Below are 22454 nucleotides of genomic sequence, written 5' to 3'. Positions count from 1 at the left end.
GCTCAGTGTCCTGCTGGCTTGTCGGTGGTGGCGGACCAGAAGGCCGTCTGGTCTTGTCCAGGGGTGAGAAAGCCGGCTGCATCCAGCACCGCTTGCAGCGGTGCTCCCAGGGGCGCGAGCATCGTCAGCGCCTTGCCCTTGGCACGGGCATGGACGCGGGCAGCAAGCAGGGTCTGGACGGTGGTGATGTCGGCCGCAGAAATGGTCTGCGTATCGATGGCAATTGCCGCGTGATTGTCGATGGCTTGGCGCAGGCTGTCAGCAACTTCGGTTGCTTGTTTGATGCCTGCATCTCCCGTCAAAACGAGCATGTGTGTCTGTTCGGTCATGCGTATGACCGTACGCAAGTTACTATAGGTGACATTCTGTCTCTCTACCGCAAAGGGCGCTGGGAAATCGGTAGGCGAAAAGGACTGGTGCGGGTGGCGCTCGCTACTACGTTTCTACGATAATCTTTTCGCCGTATTCCCATCCGGCTTGATACTATACTCACACCCATCGTTTAACCGATGGTTACACTCACCACATTTCTGCCAATTTTTGGAACCGATTTTAAATATTACTTCAAATGGTATTTGTCTTAATCAATTCGATTTTTGCGAGTCTTTTCGCGGTTCTTTGAATCTAACGTTTTTGCTGTTGAATCGAGCGCTTTCGACTCAGAGTCGATTCGCAAGAATTCGAAGGGTTATATTATTTGATTCACTTGTGGTCGCGTTATCGCCCCGGCCGAAATGCTATCGAGCCCATGGCAATTCAGGCAAGCCGCAATGGGCGGCCTTTTCTGAAATGGAGCTGGGGCGGAAAAGGCGGGCTAGAAGCCGACGGCCTGAAGCGAAGCCTCTGGCTGCATGATGGCGGAGATCTCGGGCCATTTGGCGCGGAAGGCCGCCACGCAGGTCGGGTCGAAATGGGTGCCGCTGCAGCGGACGATCTCGGCATAGGCCTTGTCGATCGGCCAGGCCGGTTTGTAGGGACGCTCCGAACAAAGAGCATCAAAGACATCGGCAATAGCCACGATCCGCGCTTCGACCGGAATGTCAGCGCCTGCCAGGCGGTCGGGATAGCCGGTGCCGTCCCATTTTTCGTGATGGCTCTGGGCGATCAGTTCGGCGGTGCGGATCAGGTCCGAGCTACCCCGTTCCAGAATGCGGGCTCCGATGGTCACATGCTCGCGCATGATCGCCATTTCCTCGTCGGTCAGCTTGCCCGGCTTGGACAGGATGGCGTCCGCAATGCCGATCTTGCCGACATCGTGCAGCGGGGCGGTGAGATAGATCATGCGGCAACGCTCGGGCGGCAGGCCGATGCCTTCCCCGATCAATTGGCTGATCATGGCCACGCGGGAGACGTGTTCGCCCGTGTCGCCGTCGCGATATTCGATGGCGCGGGCGAGGCGGTGGATGATTTCCTCCTCGCGCGCCAGGAGGTGTTCAGTGGCACGTTCGACTTCGCGCGTCAGCCATTGGGCGCGGTCGGCCAGTTCCACCTGTGCAAGGCGCAGCGCCAGCAGATTGGTAACGCGCGCCTGCAGCTCGGTAGCGTCGAAGGGTTTGTGGAGGAAGTCGGTGGCGCCGGCCTTGATCGCCTCGATCCGGACGGCCTTGTCGAGGTCGGAGGTGACCATGATAATGGGGACGATGCGGTAGCTGGGGCGGGACCGCAGGGCCGCAGTAAAGGCGACGCCGTCCATTTCGGGCATGATGTGGTCGACAATGATCAGGTCGAACTGCTGATCCTGGCACAGTTTCAGTGCCTCGAGCGGATTGAGGCAGAGCTCGATCTCACCCATCACTGTGTCCTTGATGATGCTTCCGATCAGCGCAAGGCTGGATCGGCTGTCATCGACGATCAGCAGTCGCATGTGCTTGTGGCCCCCGCCTCAATCGGGTCGAGCATAGGAGGGGCATCATTAGATGAACCTTAACAGGAATCGGGCCGTGGCAATGGCCTGGAAGATTGGTTAGCAATGTCCTGCGGGGTGGCGATCAAGTGTGTGGTGTGGCTTTGGGCCGGGTGGCAGTTATAGGTGGAGGGCCGGCGGGGTTGATGGCGGCCGAAGCGGCGGCCGGTCAGGGGCTGTCGGTGGTCCTGTTCGAGGCCATGCCAAGTGTCGGGCGCAAGCTGCTCATGGCGGGCAAGTCGGGCCTCAATATCACCCATGCCGAGCCGCGACCGGCGTTTGATCGCCGCTATGGCGAAGCCCGGACGCGTTTGCGCGCCGCGCTCGATGGTTTTTCGCCGGATATGTTGCGCGCCTGGTGTACCGGACTGGGCATAGAGACGTTTGTGGGTTCCTCGGGCCGGGTCTTTCCCACAGCCATGAAGGCCTCGCCGCTTTTGCGCGCCTGGCTCAGCAGGTTGTCAGGGCAGGGCGTCGAACTGCGTATGCGCCATCGCTGGGCCGGCTTTGGCGGGCAGCGGCTTTTATTCGATACGCCGACCGGCGAGGTCAGCGAGCGGTTTGATGCGGTGATATTGGCGCTGGGCGGTGCGAGCTGGCCGCGGCTGGGGTCCAATGCGGCCTGGCTACCCCGGCTGGCGGAGAAAGGCGTGGCGATCACACCGTTCCGGCCAGCCAATTGCGGTTTTGAAGTGGCGTGGTCCCCGGTCATGACCGAGCGCCATGCGGGCCAACCGGTCAAGGCGGTGGTCGCGCGGAGCCCTGCCGGCGCTTTGCCGGGCGAGTTTGTGGTGACGCGGTGGGGCATAGAGGGCAGCCTTGTTTACGCCCATGCCTCGGCGCTGCGCGATCAACTCGAACACTATGACGTTGCGGCCCTGGAGCTTGACCTGGCACCGGGGCGCTCCGTTGAGGGATTGGTGCGTGGTCTGGCCCGGCAGCCGGCCAAGGCCAGTTTTTCCAACCGGCTGCGCAAGGCGGCGGGGCTTGACGGGGTCAAGCTCGGGCTTCTGCGCGAATGCCGGCCCGATTGTGCCACCCTGCCTGCGGAGGCGCTGGCGGCGGCGATCAAGTCATTGCCTTTGCCGGTCCTGCGCCCGCGGCCCATCGCCGAGGCCATTTCGGTGGCCGGTGGCATTGATTGGGCGGGCGTGGACGATAATTTCATGCTCAAGGCCTTGCCTGGCGTCTTCGTTGCCGGCGAAATGCTGGATTGGGAGGCGCCGACGGGCGGCTATCTGCTGACGACCTGTTTTGCGACCGGCCGGGCAGCCGGACTGGCGGCAGCGCAATATGTCCTGGAGGGCAAGAATGAACAGGATCGACCTTGAGGGCCAGGTGGCCGTGGTCACCGGCGGTGCGCAGGGCTTAGGTTTTGCCATTGCCCACCGCCTTCTGGCCTCAGGCGCCAAGGTCAGCCTTTGGGATCGCGATGCGGAAGTGCTGGCCAGGGCGGTAGCGGCGCTCGGCGCGGGAGCGTCCCGGCAAATCGTCGACGTCACCGATCTCGCCGGTCTCGAACGCGCCCATGCGGCGACCGAACAGAAGGTCGGCTCGGTCTCCATCCTGGTTCATTCCGCCGGCATTGCCGGGACCAATGCCACGCTGGATGAATATGATCCGGAGGAATGGCGCCGCGTCATCGATATCAATCTCAACGGCACTTTCTACGTCAATCGGGTCGTGGTGCCGGGCATGAAGGCGCGCAATTACGGCCGTATCGTCAATATCGCCTCGATTGCCGGCAAGGAGGGCAATCCGACCGCTTCGGCCTATGCGGCGGCCAAGGCCGGGGTCATCGGCATGACCAAGTCGCTCGGCAAGGAGCTGGCGACCCATGACATTGCGGTCAATGCGATCACCCCCGCCACGGCCAAGACCCGCATTCTCGATACGCTCACCGAGGATTTCATCGCCTATATGCTCTCGCGCATACCACGCGGTCGCTTTCTCGAGGTCGAGGAGGCCGCGTCCATGGTGGCCTGGCTGGTCAGTGCCGAAAACAGTTTCACCACGGCCAGCGTCTTTGATCTCTCCGGCGGCCGCGCGACCTATTAATGCCGAGCGGCCGCCGCGGGACAGCTGGCCGCATCGCCGCCCCAGTCGATTTCCACGGTCGCATGGCCGATGTCGTGCTCATGCTCCAGCCGCTCTTTGACGGCGGCAGTGACCGTTGCGGGGTCGGCATTGGGGGCAAGGGCAATGTCCAGCGTCGCCATGGTCTTGCCTGAAGACAGGGCCCAGACATGGAGATGGCCGGCATCGATGAGGCCCGGTATGGCCCGGCGCAGGTCTGCGCGCACTTCTGCAATGTCCACGCCGTCGGGTGCGCCTTCCATGAGAATGTTGAAGGTCCGCATCAACAGCGCCCAGGCACTTCGCAGAATGAGTATGGCGACGAGGACCGACAGGATCGGGTCAATTGGCATCCAGCCGGTCAGCCAGATGGTGACAGCCGCGGCGATGGCGCCGACCGAGCCGAGCAGGTCGCCCAGAACATGGAGTAAAGCGCCCTTGATATTGACGTGGTCGGCATCGGCGCTCGACAGAATGCGGAAGACTACCAGATTGACCACCAGGCCCAGCACCGCGACGATCAGCATGGGGCCGGCGAGGACCTCTTCGGGGCTGAAAAAGCGCTGCACCGCCTCATAGGCGATCCAACCGACCAGGGCAAAAAGCGACAGGGCATTGATGAGACCGGCCAGAACCTCGAGCCGCGAATAGCCGAAGCTGCGGCGGGCATCGGCGGGCCGGCGCCCCAGTCTGAAGCCCAGCCAGGCCAGAAACAGCGCTATGGTATCGGTCAGCATATGCCCGGCATCGGCAATCAGCGCCAATGATCCGGATAGCACGCCGCCAATGATTTCGGCCACCATGAAGCCGGCCGTCAGGCAGAGGCCGATCAATACGGCCCGTTCATTGCCCGCGCTGACTTTGGGCGCGTGGCTATGGCCGGCATGGTCGTGATCATGGGAGGGATGAACATGACTGTGGGCGCCGTGGTCATGCTTGTGTTCGTCTTCCGCCACTGGTTGCTCCATATTGAATGTACATATGAACATACATTCATATATCACGAAGTCAATATGCCACTCTCTGCTTGGCAACGGGCCCTGGCTGGGACGGTTCCGCCGGCCTAGTGCCTGCTGTCAGTCGCGGTCCTCGTCTTCCTCGGCCGGGTCGTGCTCTTCCATGGCATGGGCAATCATGTCCGAAAGCATGCGGGCAATGTGATCGTCGGCGGCCTCGTACAGGACCTGCTTGTTGCGCCGGGTGCCCCGCACCAGCCGGGCGGCGCGCAAAAGGCGCAGATGGTGGCTGACCAGCGACTGGCTGGCGCCGATCCTGCCGGCGATATCGCCCACCGCGATTGGGCCTTCCAGGCAAGTCAGCACCACCTTGAGGCGGGTGGGGTCGCCGAGCAGGCGATAGGTCTCGGCGATAACGGTGAGGTGATTGTCTTCGGGCAGGGGCACGGGGCTCGGGTCCGTTTGGGGCTTGCTGACCCATAGGTAGGGCGCTTTGCCGCCTCTGACCAGTCAGACTCGTTTGCCGTCCTGGTCGATGACCATCTCTCCGTCTTCCTTGGTGAAGGGAATGCGAAGCGCCTCGGGCAGGATGTCGAGCACCACTTCGGAGGGCCGGCATAGACGAATGCCATGATCGGTTTCAACGAAGGGCCGATTGATGAGGATGGGATGGTCCAGCATGGCATCGAGCAGGGCGTCTTCTGAAAGCGAGACGTCATCCAGACCCAGATCGAAATAGGGCGTGTCCTTGATCCTTATGGCGTCGCGCACAGACAGACCTGCGCCTTCGATCAATTGAACGAGCCGCTGGCGGCTGGGCGGCGTATCGCGGTAAAGGATCACGTCGGGCTCGATACCTGCGCCGCGGATCATGGCCAGCGTGTTGCGCGACGTACCGCAATCGGGGTTATGGTAAATGGTGACCGTCATGCTGATCGCTCCGAAGGGTCGCGCAGAAGCCAGGTGGCAAGGGCCAGGGCGAGCAGAGCACCGGCGATCTGGGCGAGGATAAAGCCGGGCACATCGGCGGGGCCGATGCCGGCAAAGCTCGACGTCAATGCGCGGCCGATGGTGACAGCGGGATTGGCATAGGATGTCGAAGCGGTGAACCAATAGGCGGCGGCGATATAGAGCCCGACACGCAGGGCAATCTGCTCGGACGAATGCCGGAGCGACACCAGAATGACCAGCACCAGGCCAAAGGTCGCCGCCACTTCACTGAGCCATTGGCTCGCCCCGTTGCGCGGATCAGCATAGGCCGAAACCAGCGGCAGGTCGAACATCAGGTGTGCCAATAGCGTGCCCAGCATGGCGCCGCAGATCTGGGCGACAATATAGAACCCGGCATCGGCAGCGCTCAATTGGCGCTTGAGGGCCATGACCAGGGTCACGGCCGGGTTGAAATGGGCGCCGGAAATGGGCCCGAACAGGCCGATCAGCACCACGAGAATTGCGCCGGTGGCCGCCGTATTGGCCCAGAGCGCCAAAGCGATGTCGCCGGTCAGGCGTTGTGCCATGATGCCCGAGCCGACCACGGTGGCGACCAGGAGGCCGGTGCCCAAAGCCTCGGCGGCAAGATTGCGGAACCGGTCAGCCATTGGTGGCCTTTTCGGTGGCGCCATCGAGCTTGCCGATATCCTTGAGCTTGGCCTTGAGCGACATCTTGTCGATGGTGGCCAGCGGCAGGGCGGTGAAGACCTCGATGCGGCGGCGCAGGAAATTGGCAGCGTTGCGGAAGGCATTGACCTTGTCCAATTCGCTGCCCTCGACGGCGGCCGGGTCGGCAACACCCCAATGGGCGGTCATGGGTTGGCCGGGCCAAAAGGGACAGGTTTCGCCGGCCGCATCATCGCAGACAGTGAAGACGAAATCGAGCTTGGGTGCGTCGGGCATGGCGAATTCGTCCCAGGATTTGGAGCGATAGCCCTCAGTGGGCAGGCCCATTTCCTTGAGCGTATGCAGGGTCAGCGGATTAACCTCGCCCTTTGGCTGGCTGCCGGCCGAGAAAGCCTTGAACTTGCCGCCCGGCGCGGCATTCATGATCGCCTCGCCTAGGACGGAGCGGGCAGAATTGCCGGTGCACAGGAACAATACGTTGTAGACGCGGTCGGTCTGGTCGTCGGTCATTGGCGAGCCTCCTCGGGAACGCAGCAGGGGGTGATGTCCTCGATTAGCGGCGCACAGAGCTCGGGCCGGCCGCCGCAACAGTCATTGACGAGATAGCCCATCACCGCCCGCATATGGTCGATCTGGGCGCGGTAGGCGATGGTGCGCCCGTGCTTTTCGGCCACAAGCAGGCCGGCGCGGGCCAATTGGGCCAGATGGGTGGACATGGTGTTTTGCGGCACCTCGAGCCGGCGCGCGATCTCGCCGGCCGGCAAGCCGTCGGGCTCGTGTTCAACCGCCAGGCGGAAGGCCGCGAGGCGGGTCGGCTGCGCCAGGGCGGAGAGGGCTTCTATGATTGCAGTGTCATCCATATATCGAGATTTATCGATATATTGTGACGGTTGCAAGACGGTGGGGTGACTGGCTGGGAACGACAGTAGGCCCTACCGATACCCCGCCGCCTGCAGCTCAAACAGTTCGGCATAGCGGCCCTTGAGCGCCACCAGTTGTTCATGCGTGCCGGCTTCGAGAATGGCGCCATTGTCGAGCACCAGAATGCGGTCGGCCATGCGCACAGTCGAGAAGCGGTGTGAGATGATCACCGCCGTCTTGCCGGCCGCAAGTCCCTTGAAGCGGGCAAAAACTTCCGCCTCCGCTTTGGCGTCGAGGGCCGCGGTGGGTTCATCGAGAATGATCAGCTCGGCATCGCGCATATAGGCGCGGGCAATGGCCACTTTCTGCCATTCGCCGCCCGAAAGGTCGCGGCCCTGGCGGAACAGCCGGCCCAATTGCTGGTCATAGCCCTTGGGCAATTTGGCAATGACGCCATCGGCCAGGCTCTGCTCGGCAGCGCTGTCGATCCGGTCCTGATCCTCGCGCGCCTCGATGCGGCCGACGCCGATATTGTCGCGGGCGCTGAAGGAATAGCGGATGAAATCCTGGAAGATCACGCCGACATGGGTGTGGATGTCGATGGGCGCCATATCCTTGAGATCGACGCCGTCTATGGTAATGCGGCCTTCGCTGGGGTCGTAGAGGCGAGTCAGGAGCTTTACGATAGTGGTCTTGCCCGCCCCGTTCTCGCCCACCAGCGCCAGCGTCTCCCCCGCGGGCAGGGTGAAGGAGAGATTACGCACCACCCAGTTTTCGGTCTCGGGATATTTGAAGCCGACATTGTCAAAGACGATGTCGGAACGGATCGGCGCGGGGAATGTCTTGGGGTGTGCCGGCGGCAAGACGGTCGGTTCGATCTCGAAGAAGGAGAAGAGATCGTCCAGATACATGGATTGCCCGGCAATCTGGGTGAAGCCGAGCAATATGCGCTGGAACAGGCCATTGAGCCTGAGGAATGAACCGGAGAGAAAGGCCAGATCGCCCAGGGTGAAAGCGCCGGTAATGGTGCGCCAGACGATAAAGCCATAGGCGGCGTAATAGGCCAGGCTCGCAATGGCGGCAAAGAGCGCACCCCAGCCGGCCCGCAAGGTGGCGACGCGACGGTTCTCGACAAAGATCTGATGTGCCAGCTTTTTGAAGCGCGTGACCAGATAATCGCCAAGACCGAAGAGCTTCACTTCCTTGGCGGTTTCGGCGCTGGCTCCGATATGGCGCAGATATTCGAGCTCGCGCCGTTCCGGCGTGCGCCAGCGGCTGAGCATATAGGCCAGCGAATTGAACCGGGCCTCGCCCCAGACCGAGGGGATGAAGCTCAGCGGCAGCAGCAGGATCAGCCAGGGGGCATAAAAGAACAGGCCTGCGGCCAGGGTAAGGACCGTTATGATGTCCTGGGCCTGGCCGAAAATCTGGCTCAAAAGGGCGTTGCGCCCGGCCGCCTGGCGCCGGGCCCGCTCCAGCCGGTCCTGATATTCGGCGCTCTCGAAATGAGCCAGATCAAGCCGCGCGGCGTGTTCCATCAGCTCGACGCTGACCTGATTGGAATGGAGTTCCGACAGCACTGAATCCACTAGGCCGGTGGCGCGGGCAATAATGTCATTGGCCAGAACCAGGGCCAGTTCGAGCAGCAAAAAGCCGATCATAGCGTTGAGCGTACCGGCATTGAACCAGTCGAGAATGCCCGGTCCCGGCGGGGTGATCGCGGACAGGCGCACCACTTCATCCACGATCAGCTTGGCGGCATAGAGCACGGCCACCGGCTGCAGGGCGGCGAGCAGCCGCAGCGCCAGGCCGGCGGTGGTCAGGCTTTTGCTGGTGCGCCAGATCTGCGCGATGAGCCGCCCCAGATGCACGAGATTGTCGAGCTGGTCGCGAATGGTCGGGCTTTGTTCGGGAATGGGCGGCGGACGGCGCCCGGGCAGATCGGTCATGGGGCCAATCTAGCCAGTTCCCGCAGGCACGGGAATAGGGACAAGTGACTGCCCGCCTTGTCTTTTGCGCGGCGTCTCAGGGCAGGTTGCGCAGGAACCCGGCCAGGTCACCGGTCACATGATGCACATGCGGCCCGGTCGTTCGCCCCAGTTCCCAGGCCTCCACCTGCTCATGGGCAAAATCTGCGCCCGCCACCACCTGTACGGTGGCCATGCCCTGTTCGTGCGGCACCACCAGATTTTTCTCGAGATCATCGAACATGATGGCGCGGGTCGGATCGATATCGTGCCGGGCAAAGAAGCCGTCATAGGCTTCCCGGTGCGGCTTGGGCACGAAGGTCATGGCGCGAATGTCGTGCACATGCTCGAACAGATGGTCACCACCCAGGCGCCTCAATACGGCGCGGGCGTGGCCGGTATCACCATTGGTGAGGATGAATTTGCGGCCGGGCAGGGCGGCAATGGCTTCAACCAGATCGGGATGCGGATCGACGGGCGAATAATCGATGGCATGCACGGTCGACAGGAAATGGTCCGGATCAATATCGTGCTTGTGCATCAGCCCGTTCAGCGTCGTGCCGAAATCCCGGTAATAATCCTTTTGCAGACTGCGCGCCCTGTCGAAATCCAGCCGCGTCACCTCCATCACATAATGGGTGATCAGCGTGTCGATCTGGGCAAACAGATTGCATTCACGCGGATAGAGCGTGTTGTCGAGATCGAAGACCCAGTCGGTGACGTGGTCGAGACTGGCATTGGGGAGGCGTAATGCGGTCATGGAGCCAGAGTGGCACAAAAGGGTGAAGGTTTCACCAGTCGGGGAGGGATGCAGGGCCCGAAGGCCCCGCACGCGACTTACTTGGTTTTGGTATTGGCGGTCACGGTCAGGCCGAGCGCCTGAATAAGCCCAGCCGGATTGGCGGCCGCGGCGGCCAGCACCAGAACCGAGGTGGGCGAGGCCGGCTTGACGGCGACTTCCAGGTTCTGCGGGTCATCAAGGAAGGCCGAAACCGGCGGGACGACCACCTCGTTCAGCGCCGGAATGTCGCTTTCGGCAATCATGGCGGGCAGCATGGCCTTGAGCCCTTCGACAAAGCTGGCGCGATCGGCGCCGGACTGGGCGGCGAAAAAGTCGAGCAGCTTGGGGGCGATCCCGGCATCGTCATAGCGCAGCGACATCGCGCCAATGGACAGGGCCTGGGCGATTTCCATGCCGGCCATCATCTGCTTGGCCTGCGCCTCTTCGCTGGTCGGGTCGAGATCGGATGCCTGCATGGCGTAGATCTTGTCGAGCATGTCGAGGGTGAAGCCGGAAATGTCGGCGGCGAAATTGATGGCGCCGATATCGGTAAAGTCGATCTGGCTTTCCTCAAAGACCAGGCGGCCATCGGCCATGGTCCAGTTGACCGTCTGGTTGATATTGCCCGAAAGGATCGTCAGGCCCAGCGCCTCGATCACCGCGCCGGCTTCCGGCTCTTCTTCACCGACCGTGGACAGGTCCGCCCAGATATTGGTGACGGCTGCGGTCGAATAGATCGATTCGAGTGCATCATTTTCGTCGAAAGCAAATTCGGAGGTGGTCTCCATGCTGTCGATGCGGATGACCTCGACGCCGTCGCGCGACACGGAAAGCGGGCCGGTGGCCATGCGGCCCATGACCTGCACCAGCACTTCGGCGCCGGTCTCGCCTTCGGGCGGCAGCCAGAGGTCTTCGGCCACGATATCGGCCAGGGTGAGATGGCCCTTGTGCTCATCGCCAAATTCGATGTCGAGGTCCGGAATAGTCAGGCTGTCGGCGAAATAGCTGCCATCATCATTTTCCACCACGCCGGAGAACGTCAGCTCCGTATCGAAGGCCATCGGCTCGATACCCTGCATGGCGACGGTCACGCCATCGACGGTGATGGTGTCGCCTGACAGGGTGGCCTCGCCGAAGTTCATGTCATAGCCCATCACCTTATAGACCGCTTCGACGCGGTCGATAAAAGTCTGGGCGTCCAGCGCCATGGCCGGCTGCACCAAAGCAAAGGCGGCCAGCCCGGTGGCGGTCATCAGGCCGGTGGTCTTGCTCATTGTGATCATTGTCTTGTTGTCCCTCGAAATGACTGACGCGCGGGCATCAAAATTCAGTCCCGCGCGCTTTGTCGACAAATTGCCCCTTAGCGGCGCAAATGCAATGGCCTCGTGGCGGAAATAGGTCCGTCCGCTATAGAAGCGGTTTATTTCAGCCTAATGTCGGTTTTTTCGCTCAGTCCATGTGCAGGAACTGGCGATAGGCCGGGTTTTCCGTCTCGTCCCAGTAGGGAAAGCCGATGGCATCGATATGGGCGAAGAAGTCGGCGCGCGTCTCGGGCGGCACCTGCACGCCGACAAGCACGCGCCCATAATCCGAGCCATGGTTGCGATAATGAAACAGCGAAATGTTCCAAGCATCGTTCAGGCCTTCGAGGAATTTCAACAGCGCTCCGGGCCGCTCGGGGAATTGGAAGCGGAAGACCTGTTCATGGGTCAGGCCCGCGGCCCGGCCGCCCACCATATGCCGCACATGCAGCTTTGCCACTTCATTGTCGGTGAGATCGGTGACGGCCAGCCCATTGGCCTGCAAAAGGTCGATGATTTCGCGCTTTTCCGCATCGCCGCGCGACAGCTTGACGCCGACAAAGATGCGGGCGCTGTCGCCGGCCCGATAGCGGTAGTTGAACTCGGTAATAGCGCGATTGCCGATCAGCCGGATAAAAGCGCGATAGCTGCCCGGCTTTTCGGGAATGGTCACGGCCAACAGCGCTTCGGCGCGTTCCCCGATTTCGGCCCGTTCGGCGACGTAGCGCAGGCGGTCGAAATTGACATTGGCGCCCGAATTAATGGCGATCAGCGCGCCGTCCCTGGGCGCATTGCCGTTTTCGACATCGCGGCGCAGGCCGGCAAGCGCCAGGGCGCCGGCCGGCTCGGTAATGGCGCGATGGTCGTCGAATATGTCCTTGATGGCGGCACAGATTTCGTCGGCCGAAACGGTGACAATATCGTCGAGCAGGTCCCGGCAAAGCCGGAAGGTCTCGTCTCCTACCTGGCGCACGGCAACGCCGTCGGCAAACAGGCCCACCTGATCGAGCGGCACCGGTTTGCCCGCCTCTATGGCCGCTTTCATGCTGGCCGCCTCATCGGGTTCGACGCCGATTACGCGGATTTCGGGCCTGAGGAATTTAACGAAGCTGGCAATGCCCGCGGCAAGCCCGCCGCCACCCACCGGCACATAGATCGCTCCGATCGGCTCGGGGTGCTGGCGCATGATTTCAAGGCCCACAGTGCCTTGCCCGGCTATGACATCGGGGTCGTCAAAGGGGTGCACGAAGACATGGCCATGCTTTTGGGCCAGGGTCATGGCGTGGTCCCGCGCCGCGTCGAAGCCATCGCCGAACAAGACGACTTCGCCGCCAAGGCGCTTGACGGCATTGACCTTGATGATCGGCGTGGTCGTGGGCATGACCACAATGGCACGGATGCCCAGCCGGGTCGCCGACAGCGCCACGCCCTGGGCATGGTTGCCTGCCGAGGCGCAAATGACGCCGCGCGCCCGCTCTTCGGCGCTCAGATGCACGATACGATTGTGCGCGCCCCGGATCTTGAACGAAAAAACCGGCTGCAAGTCCTCGCGCTTGACCAGAATAGTGTGGCCAAGCCGGCTCGATAGCAGCTCCATCTTTTCGAGCGGCGTCTGTTCGGCCACCTCATAAACCGAAGAGGTCAGGATTTTGCGTACATAGTCGGTCATGGGTCCGTTCCGGTCGGGCGGGTATTGGTGGTGATGGACGCCCGCCTCTGGCATTTGTCAACATCATGTCCCACCTTGTCTTTCTGGTCCGGGAATAGGCCCGGGGCAAGATTTGAGAGGCGGATGATAGAGATGAACGATTTCAACGCGACTGTTATTGCCGATTTCAAGGCCAATGGCGGCAAACCCGGCGGGTATTTTGCCAATGCGCCCGTTCTGCTGCTGCATAGTATCGGCGCCAAGAGCGGAGAGGAGCGATTGCAGCCCCTGATGTATCAGAAGGATGGCGACGGTCCCTGGTATATCTTTGCCTCCTATGCCGGCGGCCCGAACAATCCGGCCTGGTACCATAATCTGCTTGCCAATCCCGATGTCGAGATCGAAGTGGGCGATGGCGACACGATCACGCGCATTCCGGTGCGCGCGCGTGTGCTTGAAGGTGAGGACCGGGCGGCAATCTATGCCGAGCAAGCCCGGCGCTTCCCCCAATTTGCCGACTATGAGCAAAAAACCTCGCGCGAGGTCATTCCGGTCATCGAACTCACGCGCCGTTAGCCGTTGCAACTCTTCGCAGAGCGCCGCGACGCGCGCCGCTTTGCGAAGAATTATTTGTCTCGACGGTCCAGGCCACTCCCGAATGGTCAGGGCCTGCAGCGTCCCTGTGCTCAAATATGGGCAGAAAACGCATATCTGATATTTCTCAATCAAGTGATTGATTGTGGTTATCTATGGGCGTAAAGAGGCGGCCATGAAAGTTGATTGTCAAAAGCGCGAGAGTGGCGACGAACGCCGTTTGGCGATCGCCAAAGCGGCCCGGGCTCTGATTGTTGAAAGAGGGCTCGAAGGCCTGCGGACGCGCGATATTGCAGCGCGTGTCGGCATTAATATTGCGACTCTGCATTATCACGTGCCGAGCAAAGAAGCTTTGGTTGCACTGGTCGCGCAGAGCCTTAAGCAGGAATTCAAGGATCAAGGCAATCGCAGGCCGCGCGATGGCAAGACCGGGCAACAATTGCTGCGCATGGAGATCGAGGACGTCGTCGAGTCCATGATCGACGCGCCTGATCGGCTCAGCATCATGGCCGAGCTTATCGAGCGGTCACGCCGCGACCCGTCCATTGCTGACATTATCCGACCGATGACCGGCTATTGGAAGACCATGCTTGCCGACGTTTTTGCAATCGGGGCGAAGGACGGAACCTTGCGTTCAGATCTCGATCCTGCGGCTGCTGCCCAGATCTTTTTAGGCACAGTGGCCAGTTGGCGTGCCGCAGAACCAAGCCGCGCGGAAATCGAAGCGGTGTTTTCAGAGCTTGAGCGGGCCTTTGTCGCGCCCGTCAGTAAAGGGGACTAATCATGTCTGCATCTCATGCCGAGGCGCCGCCGGATCCGCGCCGCTGGCTCTCCCTGGCGATCCTGCTGATCGCCAATTTCATGAATCTGATCGACGTCACCATCGTCAACGTGGCGTTGCCATCCATGCGCGAAAATCTTGGCGCTACCGATAGCCAGATCGAATGGGTGATCGCCGCCTATGTGCTGGCCTTTGCTCTTGGCCTGCTGCCCTTCGGACGACTGGGCGATATTGTGGGCCGCACCCACATGTTCCTGATCGGCGTGGCTGCCTTTACCGTCGCCTCAGCGCTTTGCGGGATGGCACCATCCATCGAGATGCTGATTGCCGCCCGCGTGCTGCAGGGTCTGGGTGGGGCAATGATGACGCCGCAGGTGCTCGCTATTGCCACCGTGACCTTCCCGCCGCATGAACGGGGGCAGGCCTTCTCGCTGTTCGGTCTGTCGGCCGGGCTCGCCGCCGTGTGCGGTCCGATCCTGGGCGGGTTGTTGATCGACGCGCATCTGTTCGGGCTGGACTGGCAGCCGATCTTTCTTGTCAATGTTCCCATCGGCATCGGTGCGATCATTGCTGGCTGGTTCCTTATCGCGCGCTTGCCGGGCCATCCCGATCTCAAGAATGACTATGTGGGCATCGGCTTTTTCGGCGTGGGCATCGTGGCCGTGGTCTTCCCCATCGTGGAGGGTCGCGCCTATGGCTGGCCGCTCTGGGCCTTCGGCACGATCGCCTTTGGTCTTGTCATGCTGGCGATCTTCTATGTCTGGCAGGGCCGTCGCGCTGCTGCCGGCGAGCCGCAATTGCTCAACTATGATCTGCTGCGCAGCAAGGACTTCATGTTCGGTGCCTTTGTGGTCACCGTCTTTGCCTCGGGCATTCCGGGCATGTTCATGGTGATTTCATTGCTGCTGCAGGCTGGCTTCGGCTTCTCCCCGCTGCAGTCGGGTCTGACCAATACGCCCTTTTCGGTGGGCGTGCTGATCGCCTCGGCCATTGCCGGGCGCTTTGGCTCGCACTATCTGCGCAGCCGCCTGGCCGGTGCCGGTGCCCTTTTGACCGTGGGTATTGCCTGGCTGCACTTCATCGTCGCGGGCGTGACCGATACGATCGTCCAATGGTGGTTCCTGCCGCCGCTGCTGATCGCCGGCATCGGGCTGGGCCTGGGCTTTTCCTCGCTGTTCCAATTGGTGTTGCGTAGCGTGCCGCCGCGTGATGCGGGTGCGGGCTCCGGCGCGCTCCAGGCGTTCCAGCAGGTGGGCGGCGCTTTGGGTATCGCCCTGATTGGGGAAATCTTCTTCACCCATCTGCGCAATTCCTTTGCCGCTGGCGCGGGCCCGCATGCCGCTTTTGCCGACGCTGCGGCCTTGGCGCTTTGGTATCAGGTGGTCTCGTTCGGCCTGGTGCTGGTGCTGGCCTTCTTCTTCAAGGGGTCGAGCGGACAACCACAGGGACGGCCTGCGCCGGTTGTTGCAGCGGAAGCATAAAGCAAAGGCCGCCCAATGGGCGGCCTTTCGTTTATTGGCGGGGCATGGCGAGCGGGTCCTGGTCAATGCGAAAGGCAAACAGGGCGCTTTGCATTCGGGCGGCCATCGGCATGACGATGGGCAGGATCAGATCGCGGATTTTGAGCTGCAGCCAGCCCTGTGCGAGCTTTTGCGAGCCCGTCGCGCGGCCCAGCTGTATCGCCTTGGCCACCCGGTCGCGCCGCAGGTGCACAAATCGGTCAAAGGCATCGGTCACCCGGGCTTCCGCGGCGAGGCAAGCGGCAAGAACTACAGCATCCTCTATGGCCATTGAGGCGCCTTGCCCCGAATGCGGGGCGACGGCGTGGGCGGCGTCGCCCATGAGCAGGACATGGTCGGTGTGCCAGCGTGCCAATGCCGGCATGTCATAGACCGGGTAGCTGCGGGCGACGGGGCCGGCGGCATCCAAGATGGCCAGATTGTCCAGAGGATCGTCGGCATGCATGTCGCGGAGCTTGGCGCCGAACTGCGCCGCGTCCTCTACCGGGCCGGTGGCGTTTTCAGGGGCGGGGTAATTGTTGAACCAATGGACAGGTTGCCCCGGCGCCTTGATATAGCCAAAGAAGGCTTTGCGCCCGAATGTCATGCGCATAAGCCCATCGGTCGGGGCAATCCGAGGTTCGTCGGTGATCCCGCCGGTGCCGATCTGCCCGGTATAGGCGGGTTGGGGGAGATCGGGGAAAATCTGCTGGCGGATGCGCGAGCGGATGCCGTCGCAGGCCAGGACGATATCGAAATGCTCGGTCTTGCTCCCGGCAACCAGTTCGACGCCATTCTCAGTTTCGCGGACCGTTTCGACTGCCGTCGCATCGCGGACTTCGATACCCGCCTTGATTGCCGTATCGAGCAGGATGCCTGCCAGGGCGCCGCGCTGAATGGTGACGGAGGCCGCGCCGAAGGTCTGGGCGTGGCTGGCATAGTCGACAATGGTCAGCAGCCGGCCGCGTTCATTATAGACAGCCAGGCCCTTGGTCTGGAGTCCGGTGGCCAGAACTGCCTCGGCCAGTCCCAGCGCGCGCAAGGCATTGATGCCATTGGGCGCCAGCGTCAGGAACAGGCCTTCACTGCGAAGCCTATCGGCATCCGATCGCTCGAAAACCGTGGCGCGGAACCCCTTGTTCCGGAGGGCCAGGGCGGTGGCCAATCCGCCGATGCCGCCGCCGCAAATGGCAATGGATGGTTGCGATTTGGGGGTTGCGGGTGCTGTGGTCATAAGCGACATTCATGCAGTCCAACTTATTATTAGATAATCTAACAATTAGATTGTGGAGTTAAAATGTCAAGCCCGAAGCAAAGCCTGATCGCCGATCTGGGTCTGGCGATCATGCGTTGGCAGGATCAGACACAGAAATTCGACGAGCTGGTCGGGCGCATTTACGCGCTGTCAGCGTCAGAACGGCTGTGCCTGAGTTTTCTGATGAACGGTCCGCAGACCGCCAGTGCCATTGCGCGGGAAATCCAGTTGACCCCGGCGGCCGTGACGACCCTATTGGATCGCCTCGAGCGGCGCAGTTTTGTACGGCGACAAGCTGACCCGGCCGATCGGCGCAAGGTCATGGTGGTCGCCGATGCGGCTGCCCTGGCGTTGGCGCGGGACGTTTATGCCCCGATGGCCGAGGCGGGCGCGGCCATGCTCGACCAGTTTACACTGGACGAATTGAAGGTGATGCAAAGGGTCGTGGCCGCTGCCATGGCGGTGCAGGAGAAGGCCGCGGCCGAGTTGGAGGCGCGCGGCACCGCGCGCGCCTGAAAGACGGTCAGCGCACGATCAATGTGCCGGCGCCGAATTCGGTGAACAGTTCCACCAGCACCACATGGGGCTGCTTGCCATTGAGGATCACCACGCCTTCCACGCCATTGTCGAGCGCTTCGAGGCAGGTTTCGACCTTGGGGATCATGCCGCCCGAAATGGTGCCGTCGGCGATCAGCGCCTTGGCGTCGCGCACGGTCAATTCGGGAATGAGCTTGCCATCCTTGTCGAGCACGCCGGGCACATCGGTGAGGAACAGGAGACGCTTGGCGCCGAGCGAGCCGGCAATAGCGCCGGCAAAGGTATCGGCATTGATATTGTAGGTATTGCCGTCGCGCCCCGGCGCCACCGGTGCGATCACCGGGATCAGCTCGGAGCGGGCCAGAAGGTCGAGCAGCGTCCGGTCCACCTCGACAGGTTCACCGACAAAACCGAGATCGAGTACGCGCTCGATATTGGAGCCGGGATCCTTGATGGTCTTTTCCGCCTTTTTGGCGAAAACCATATTGCCGTCCTTGCCGCAGAGGCCGATGGCCCATTCGCCCTCGGCATTGATCAGGGCGACGATTTCCTTGTTGATCGAGCCGGCCAGAACCATTTCGACCACTTCCATGGTGCGTTGGTCAGTGACGCGCAGCCCGCCCTCGAATTTGGATTCGATGCCGAGATTTTTGAGCATTGAGGCGATCTGCGGCCCGCCGCCATGCACCACGATCGGATTGACCTTGGATTGCTTTAGAAGCGCGATATCGCGGGCAAAGGCCTGGCCGAGCTTGAGGTCGCCCATGGCATGGCCGCCATATTTGACCACGACGGTCTTGCCCTCATAGCGCTGCATATAGGGCAGGGCCTGCGCCAGGATACCCGCATCATGGCTGAAGCGGTCGGTGTCGGGGGCATGGTCGGTCATGGTGGGCTATGGCTCCCTGGCAAGGCCTTGTCGTCTCGGCAAATGGGTCTAGTCGATTTCGCGTTCCTATGAAACGCCCTTGCCTAGCTTTTTTGAAGAGCGGTGATCCATTTGTCCCATGCCTGCGTAATATCGTGAAAGGCCGCGGCACGGCCTCATGGACGGGAGGGCCAGAGCCCATGCCACAACAATCCGGAACCGCCGAGATTGCGGATTTGATCGCGCGCTGTGCGCTGCGCGACCGGCTGGCATTCCGCGCTCTCTATCAACGCACCAGCGCGAAACTGTTCGGCGTGGTGCTGCGTATCTTGAAAAACAGGGCCGAGGCCGAAGAGGCGATACAGGAGGTCTATATCAAGATCTGGCAGCGATCCGACCGTTATGTAGATGGGCAATATTCGCCCATCAGCTGGCTGGTGGCCATCGCACGTAATCATGCGCTCGACATGGTCCGGGCGCGCCGGCCAGCCGGCGACGGTCTGGATGCGGCCATGGAGATTGCCGATACCGGACCGAGCCCGGAACGACTGGCACAGTCCAGCGAGGATGGACAAAGGATCGAGACCTGCCTGGCGACCCTGGAGCCGGACAGAGCCGAGGCCGTGCGCGGCGCTTACCTCGATGGCTATAGTTATGACGAGCTGGCGCAGCGTTTCTCGGTGCCGCTCAACACAATGCGAACCTGGCTGCGCCGCAGCCTGATCAAACTCAGAGAGTGTCTGACGGCATGAGCGCAGGAGACGATATTGGCGGCACGGCGCGGGGCGCGCTGGTGGCCGAATATGTCCTGGGCCTGCTCGGGCCGGCCGAGCATGCGCGTGTCGAGGCGCTGATCGCCGCCGATCCCGGCCTGCAGGCAGAGCGGGATTTCTGGGCGACCCGCTTTGCGGCGCTGGATGGCGAATTTGCCGCAGTGGCCGCGCCCGCCCATGCCTTTGCCAGGATCGAGGCACGCTTGTTTGGGCCCGCAGATAGGCCATCCTTTTGGAACAGCCTGGTCCTTTGGCGCAGCGTCGCCGCCGGCGCCTTGGCGGTTGCCGTCGCTGCCATCGGGCTCAACCTCATGCGGCCAGCACCAGATGTGACCAGCCTGACGACCCAGCTCGTCGCCGCGCTCGCGGCCGAGGGCAGCGATGTGCGGTTCCTGGCGCTTTATGACGGCTCCGGCGCGGTGCGGCTGACGGCCCTTTCGGGTGAGGTCCCCTCAGATCGCGATCTCGAACTCTGGGCCATCCAGGGTGGCCGGGATCCCATTTCCATGGGTGTTATCCCGGTCAATAGGCGCTCGGTGGTGGAACTGAGCGAGGAGGTCCAGGCTGGCTGGGGCGAAGGCTCGGTACTGGCCGTTACGCTCGAACCCAAGGGCGGGGCGCCAGAAGGTAAGGCGACCGGGCCGGTCGTGGCCCTGGGCGAAGTGCACCAGATTTGAACCGCCACCCTTGATCCCCCGCCATGGCGGGGGATCAAGGGTGGGGTGATGCCGCCGGATCGATCCGTCCGGTCAGTCGATCAGCAATTCCACCTTGATCCGTTCGTCGAAGGACCAGCCGCCAAGGGCGAGAATGTCTCCGTTGCCGTCGCGCACCAGGGGCGCGGTGCGGATGGCTTCGGCGGGCGTCGTCACCTTGAAGCCGAGAAAATTTTCCAGCCGGTGGCGGGGCATGAAGTCAGTGGCGCCGGCGACGAGGCCCGCGGTGTCCGAAACATTGGTGATGAGAAAGCGCTGGTCCCAGACCAGCTTCTCATGCGGACCGAGCGCGCAAGGCTCGGGCAGGGCCCGGCCCGGTTCGCGCGACACAGTCAGGGCCTCTGCCTTCAATCGCACCACGGCACCCAGCAAGGTCGCGGCCCTGGGCAGGTTGCCCGCCGCGATCTGGTCGTAGAGCTTTTCGACCTGGCCCAGGGCGCGCGGCTTTTGCCGGCCGCCCACAATGTTGAGGGTACGTGCCAAAACCCGTCGGCCAATGGCCGGGCTCAGCGCCTGAAAGGCGGCTTGCGGCACGCTGGCGGCACCAAAGCCGTCAAGGCTCACCAATTCGGCAAAGGCGGCGTCGGCCATCTGGTTGAGGGCGAGGTCGGCCTCGGCCATCCGGGCGGCAAAACGGGAGAGCGCGGCGCTGTCGAGGCCATCCTCGGCCAGCAGCGGCAATCGCTTACGCCAGCGTACGCGCTCATAGCTGAGATCGGTATTGGACGGGTCCTGGATCGGGTTGAGGCCGGCTTCCTGCACCACCAACGCCAGGCTGGCCGGCTCGACATCGAGCAGGGGCCGGAACACGGCCACGCCCTCGACGCGGCTCATCGGCGTCATGCCCTTGAGGCCCTCGATACCGCTGCCATGGGCCAGCCGCATCAGCACGGTTTCGGCCTGGTCGGCGCGGTGATGGGCGGTGAGCAGCAGCGTGGCGCCGTCGGCCTTCATGGCTTGGCCAATGATCCGGTAGCGCGCTTGCCGCGCGGCTTCCTGCAAGCCTGACTGCGGTTTTTCGCCGGTCCAGGCCAGGCCATGTGCGAACAATCCCAAAGCTTCGGCCTCGCGCAGCACCATGGCCACTTCCTCAGCCGCTTCAGGCCGGAGCTGATGGTCCATGGCATAGACGATCAGCCGCGGCGGCCCGGCCAGGGCGCTGGCCCAGCGCTGGGCCAGCAGCATCAGGGCCAGGCTATCCGGTCCGCCGGACACGGCCAAGCCGATTGCCGGGTGGTTTGCCGCTGGCGCAAAGAGCCGCGCCAGCACCTCCGGATCGCCCAGATCGGGCGTTAGGCCGGTGGACATTCAGCCTTTGCCTTTTCCTCGGCCAGCCGGGCCTGGAATGCCGGAATGGTGTCGGGATAGCGGGTCGAGACCTCGTTGAAGGTCCGGCAGGCGGTTTCCCGCTCACCCACTCCGGCCAGCGAAACGCCTAGCTTGAGCAGAATGTCGGGCGCCCGTTCGTGGTTGGGGTCTTTCTGATAGGCATCGACCAATGCATCGGCGGCCTCGGCATAAGCGCCGCGGGCCAGCATGGATTCGCCCAGCCAATTGCCGGCATCGACCACCTGCGGGTTGTCCGGATAGAGCTCGATGAACTGGCCGAATTGCTGTTCGGCAAATTCGTAATCGCCCGAAAGCATGGCCTCGTAGCCGGCGCGGAATTGCGCATCGGCATCCGGATTGCCGGTCTGGCTGGCAGCGGGATCATAGTTGAGATCCAGCGGCTGGCCGGTAATCAGGTCCAGCCCGCCGGCCTGTCCGGTGCCGACCAGCGGATCGCCGGAGGCGCCCAGATCGTCCATGGGCACCGATCCATCGTCAAAGGTCGGGTCGAACTCGATTTCGCCGGGCAGGGGCTGCACGCCCTGCTCGGGAATGTCGGTCAGGGGAACGTCCATTTCGTTTGTGGCTGGGTTTTGCGGCAACGCCTCAGGCTGCGTCGCGCCGCCTGCACCGGTTGCCGCATCACCGTTTCCCGGGCCACCGCCTTCCAGCGCCTGGAAGCGGAATTCGCTGTCTTCCTGCAGGCGGTTGAGAATTTCCTGAAGCTGGGTGAGCTGGAAGGTCAGGCCGTCCACCTGGCCATTGAGCACGCGGATCTGCTCTTCAAGCTGCTGCACCCGCACCAGAAGCTGGGCATTGTCCGCCTGCGCAACAAGAATGCGGCCGCCATCATTGTTGAAGCTGAGGCCGCTCAATTCGCCCGGAGGCAGTACGGTCTGTGCCTGCGCCGCAGGAGCGCAGAGGCCGACGCCCAGCGCGCATAGCGCCGCACGGCCCAGTTTCGTCAAATTCCTAAGCGTCACGCCTGCCTC

Annotated in this window: 24 protein-coding genes; 8 read left to right on the top strand and 16 right to left on the bottom strand. The window is 62.5% G+C overall.

The genetic code is table 11. The annotated features are described in order from the left end of the window. Positions 1–2 precede the first annotated feature (2 nt). Both V8Z65_RS14290 and V8Z65_RS14285 read right to left on the bottom strand, forming a co-directional pair. Entirely contained in the window at positions 3–329 is a 327-nt protein-coding gene (locus V8Z65_RS14290; RefSeq protein ID WP_338720822.1) for an STAS domain-containing protein, read from the bottom strand. Positions 330–814: 485 nt separating this feature from the next. Continuing rightward, on the bottom strand, positions 815–1864 hold the full coding sequence (locus V8Z65_RS14285) for an HD domain-containing phosphohydrolase (protein WP_338720821.1): 1050 nt from the start codon (positions 1862–1864) through the stop codon (positions 815–817). A gap of 128 nt (positions 1865–1992) precedes the next feature. Between V8Z65_RS14285 and V8Z65_RS14280 the strand changes: the two genes are divergently transcribed. Together V8Z65_RS14280 and V8Z65_RS14275 are read left to right on the top strand one after the other, a co-directional pair. After that, positions 1993–3234 carry a TIGR03862 family flavoprotein gene (locus V8Z65_RS14280; protein WP_338724032.1) on the top strand — a complete coding sequence of 414 codons (1242 nt, stop codon included), beginning with the start codon at positions 1993–1995 and terminating at the stop codon, positions 3232–3234. Next, complete coding sequence (locus V8Z65_RS14275) at positions 3215–3961, top strand: SDR family NAD(P)-dependent oxidoreductase (protein ID WP_338720820.1); 747 nt, start codon at positions 3215–3217, stop codon at positions 3959–3961. Before V8Z65_RS14280 ends, V8Z65_RS14275 begins: the two co-directional genes overlap by 20 nt. Here the strand turns inward: V8Z65_RS14275 and V8Z65_RS14270 are convergent. The 10 genes from V8Z65_RS14270 to ilvA form a co-directional block, all read right to left on the bottom strand. Further along, a complete protein-coding gene (locus V8Z65_RS14270; RefSeq protein ID WP_338720819.1) occupies positions 3958–4935 on the bottom strand; it encodes a cation diffusion facilitator family transporter in 978 nt (325 codons plus the stop codon). The two genes, V8Z65_RS14275 and V8Z65_RS14270, sit on opposite strands and share 4 nt — an antisense overlap. Before the next feature lie 120 nt (positions 4936–5055). After that, positions 5056–5382, bottom strand: a complete 327-nt coding sequence (locus V8Z65_RS14265) for a metalloregulator ArsR/SmtB family transcription factor (RefSeq protein ID WP_338720818.1) — start codon at positions 5380–5382, stop codon at positions 5056–5058. 63 nt (positions 5383–5445) lie between these two features. Further along, positions 5446–5865 carry an arsenate reductase (glutaredoxin) gene (gene arsC, locus V8Z65_RS14260; protein ID WP_338720817.1) on the bottom strand — a complete coding sequence of 140 codons (420 nt, stop codon included), beginning with the start codon at positions 5863–5865 and terminating at the stop codon, positions 5446–5448. Further along, positions 5862–6533 (bottom strand): MIP/aquaporin family protein, encoded by a 672-nt coding sequence (locus V8Z65_RS14255; RefSeq protein ID WP_338720816.1) that lies wholly within the window; start codon positions 6531–6533, stop codon positions 5862–5864. Before V8Z65_RS14255 ends, arsC begins: the two co-directional genes overlap by 4 nt. Next, positions 6526–7062 carry an arsenate reductase ArsC gene (locus V8Z65_RS14250; protein ID WP_338720815.1) on the bottom strand — a complete coding sequence of 179 codons (537 nt, stop codon included), beginning with the start codon at positions 7060–7062 and terminating at the stop codon, positions 6526–6528. Before V8Z65_RS14250 ends, V8Z65_RS14255 begins: the two co-directional genes overlap by 8 nt. Continuing rightward, positions 7059–7412: a metalloregulator ArsR/SmtB family transcription factor gene (locus V8Z65_RS14245; protein ID WP_338720814.1), complete on the bottom strand. Its 354-nt coding sequence runs from the start codon at positions 7410–7412 to the stop codon at positions 7059–7061. Before V8Z65_RS14245 ends, V8Z65_RS14250 begins: the two co-directional genes overlap by 4 nt. 72 nt (positions 7413–7484) lie before the next feature. After that, positions 7485–9362, bottom strand: a complete 1878-nt coding sequence (locus V8Z65_RS14240) for an ABC transporter ATP-binding protein (RefSeq protein ID WP_338720813.1) — start codon at positions 9360–9362, stop codon at positions 7485–7487. 76 nt (positions 9363–9438) lie between these two features. Then, positions 9439–10140 carry a pyrimidine 5'-nucleotidase gene (locus V8Z65_RS14235; RefSeq protein ID WP_338720812.1) on the bottom strand — a complete coding sequence of 234 codons (702 nt, stop codon included), beginning with the start codon at positions 10138–10140 and terminating at the stop codon, positions 9439–9441. A gap of 77 nt (positions 10141–10217) precedes the next feature. Continuing rightward, positions 10218–11435, bottom strand: coding sequence for a hypothetical protein (locus V8Z65_RS14230; protein ID WP_338720811.1), 1218 nt, complete (start codon positions 11433–11435; stop codon positions 10218–10220). A gap of 175 nt (positions 11436–11610) precedes the next feature. Next, entirely contained in the window at positions 11611–13131 is a 1521-nt protein-coding gene (ilvA, locus tag V8Z65_RS14225; RefSeq protein ID WP_338720810.1) for a threonine ammonia-lyase, biosynthetic, read from the bottom strand. A 132-nt stretch (positions 13132–13263) separates the two neighbouring features. Between ilvA and V8Z65_RS14220 the strand changes: the two genes are divergently transcribed. The 3 genes from V8Z65_RS14220 to V8Z65_RS14210 all read left to right on the top strand — a co-directional run bounded on the left by V8Z65_RS14220 (position 13264) and on the right by V8Z65_RS14210 (position 15966). Continuing rightward, positions 13264–13686 (top strand): nitroreductase/quinone reductase family protein, encoded by a 423-nt coding sequence (locus V8Z65_RS14220; RefSeq protein ID WP_338720809.1) that lies wholly within the window; start codon positions 13264–13266, stop codon positions 13684–13686. A 163-nt stretch (positions 13687–13849) separates the two neighbouring features. After that, the gene (locus tag V8Z65_RS14215) at positions 13850–14485 is read left to right on the top strand and encodes a TetR/AcrR family transcriptional regulator (protein ID WP_338724031.1); all 636 of its coding nucleotides are present in this window, start codon (positions 13850–13852) and stop codon (positions 14483–14485) included. A gap of 2 nt (positions 14486–14487) precedes the next feature. Next, complete coding sequence (locus V8Z65_RS14210; protein WP_338720808.1) at positions 14488–15966, top strand: DHA2 family efflux MFS transporter permease subunit; 1479 nt, start codon at positions 14488–14490, stop codon at positions 15964–15966. A 31-nt stretch (positions 15967–15997) separates the two neighbouring features. Here V8Z65_RS14210 and V8Z65_RS14205 read toward each other — a convergent pair whose 3' ends face one another. Further along, positions 15998–17218 (bottom strand): NAD(P)/FAD-dependent oxidoreductase, encoded by a 1221-nt coding sequence (locus tag V8Z65_RS14205; RefSeq protein ID WP_338720807.1) that lies wholly within the window; start codon positions 17216–17218, stop codon positions 15998–16000. Between the two features lie 63 nt (positions 17219–17281). Between V8Z65_RS14205 and V8Z65_RS14200 the strand changes: the two genes are divergently transcribed. Further along, positions 17282–17755 (top strand): MarR family transcriptional regulator, encoded by a 474-nt coding sequence (locus V8Z65_RS14200; RefSeq protein WP_338720806.1) that lies wholly within the window; start codon positions 17282–17284, stop codon positions 17753–17755. Positions 17756–17762: 7 nt separating this feature from the next. Here V8Z65_RS14200 and argB read toward each other — a convergent pair whose 3' ends face one another. Continuing rightward, complete coding sequence (argB, locus tag V8Z65_RS14195; RefSeq protein ID WP_338720805.1) at positions 17763–18665, bottom strand: acetylglutamate kinase; 903 nt, start codon at positions 18663–18665, stop codon at positions 17763–17765. Positions 18666–18844: 179 nt separating this feature from the next. Between argB and V8Z65_RS14190 the strand changes: the two genes are divergently transcribed. Next, positions 18845–19396 carry a sigma-70 family RNA polymerase sigma factor gene (locus tag V8Z65_RS14190; protein ID WP_338720804.1) on the top strand — a complete coding sequence of 184 codons (552 nt, stop codon included), beginning with the start codon at positions 18845–18847 and terminating at the stop codon, positions 19394–19396. Next, entirely contained in the window at positions 19393–20094 is a 702-nt protein-coding gene (locus tag V8Z65_RS14185) for an anti-sigma factor (RefSeq protein WP_338720803.1), read from the top strand. The genes V8Z65_RS14190 and V8Z65_RS14185 overlap by 4 nt, the downstream gene beginning before the upstream one ends. Positions 20095–20166: 72 nt before the next feature. Here the strand turns inward: V8Z65_RS14185 and tilS are convergent, their stop codons facing one another. Beyond that, positions 20167–21441 (bottom strand): tRNA lysidine(34) synthetase TilS, encoded by a 1275-nt coding sequence (tilS, locus tag V8Z65_RS14180; protein ID WP_338720802.1) that lies wholly within the window; start codon positions 21439–21441, stop codon positions 20167–20169. Further along, the gene (gene ybgF / locus V8Z65_RS14175) at positions 21426–22445 is read right to left on the bottom strand and encodes a tol-pal system protein YbgF (RefSeq protein ID WP_338720801.1); all 1020 of its coding nucleotides are present in this window, start codon (positions 22443–22445) and stop codon (positions 21426–21428) included. The genes tilS and ybgF overlap by 16 nt, the downstream gene beginning before the upstream one ends. Positions 22446–22454: the final 9 nt, after the last annotated feature.

The sequence above is a fragment of the Devosia sp. XK-2 genome (genome assembly GCF_037113415.1).
Lineage (GTDB): Bacteria > Pseudomonadota > Alphaproteobacteria > Rhizobiales > Devosiaceae > Devosia.
The sequence above is the reverse complement of the archived record's forward strand: the minus strand, read 5'-3'. Positions and strand labels throughout refer to the sequence as shown.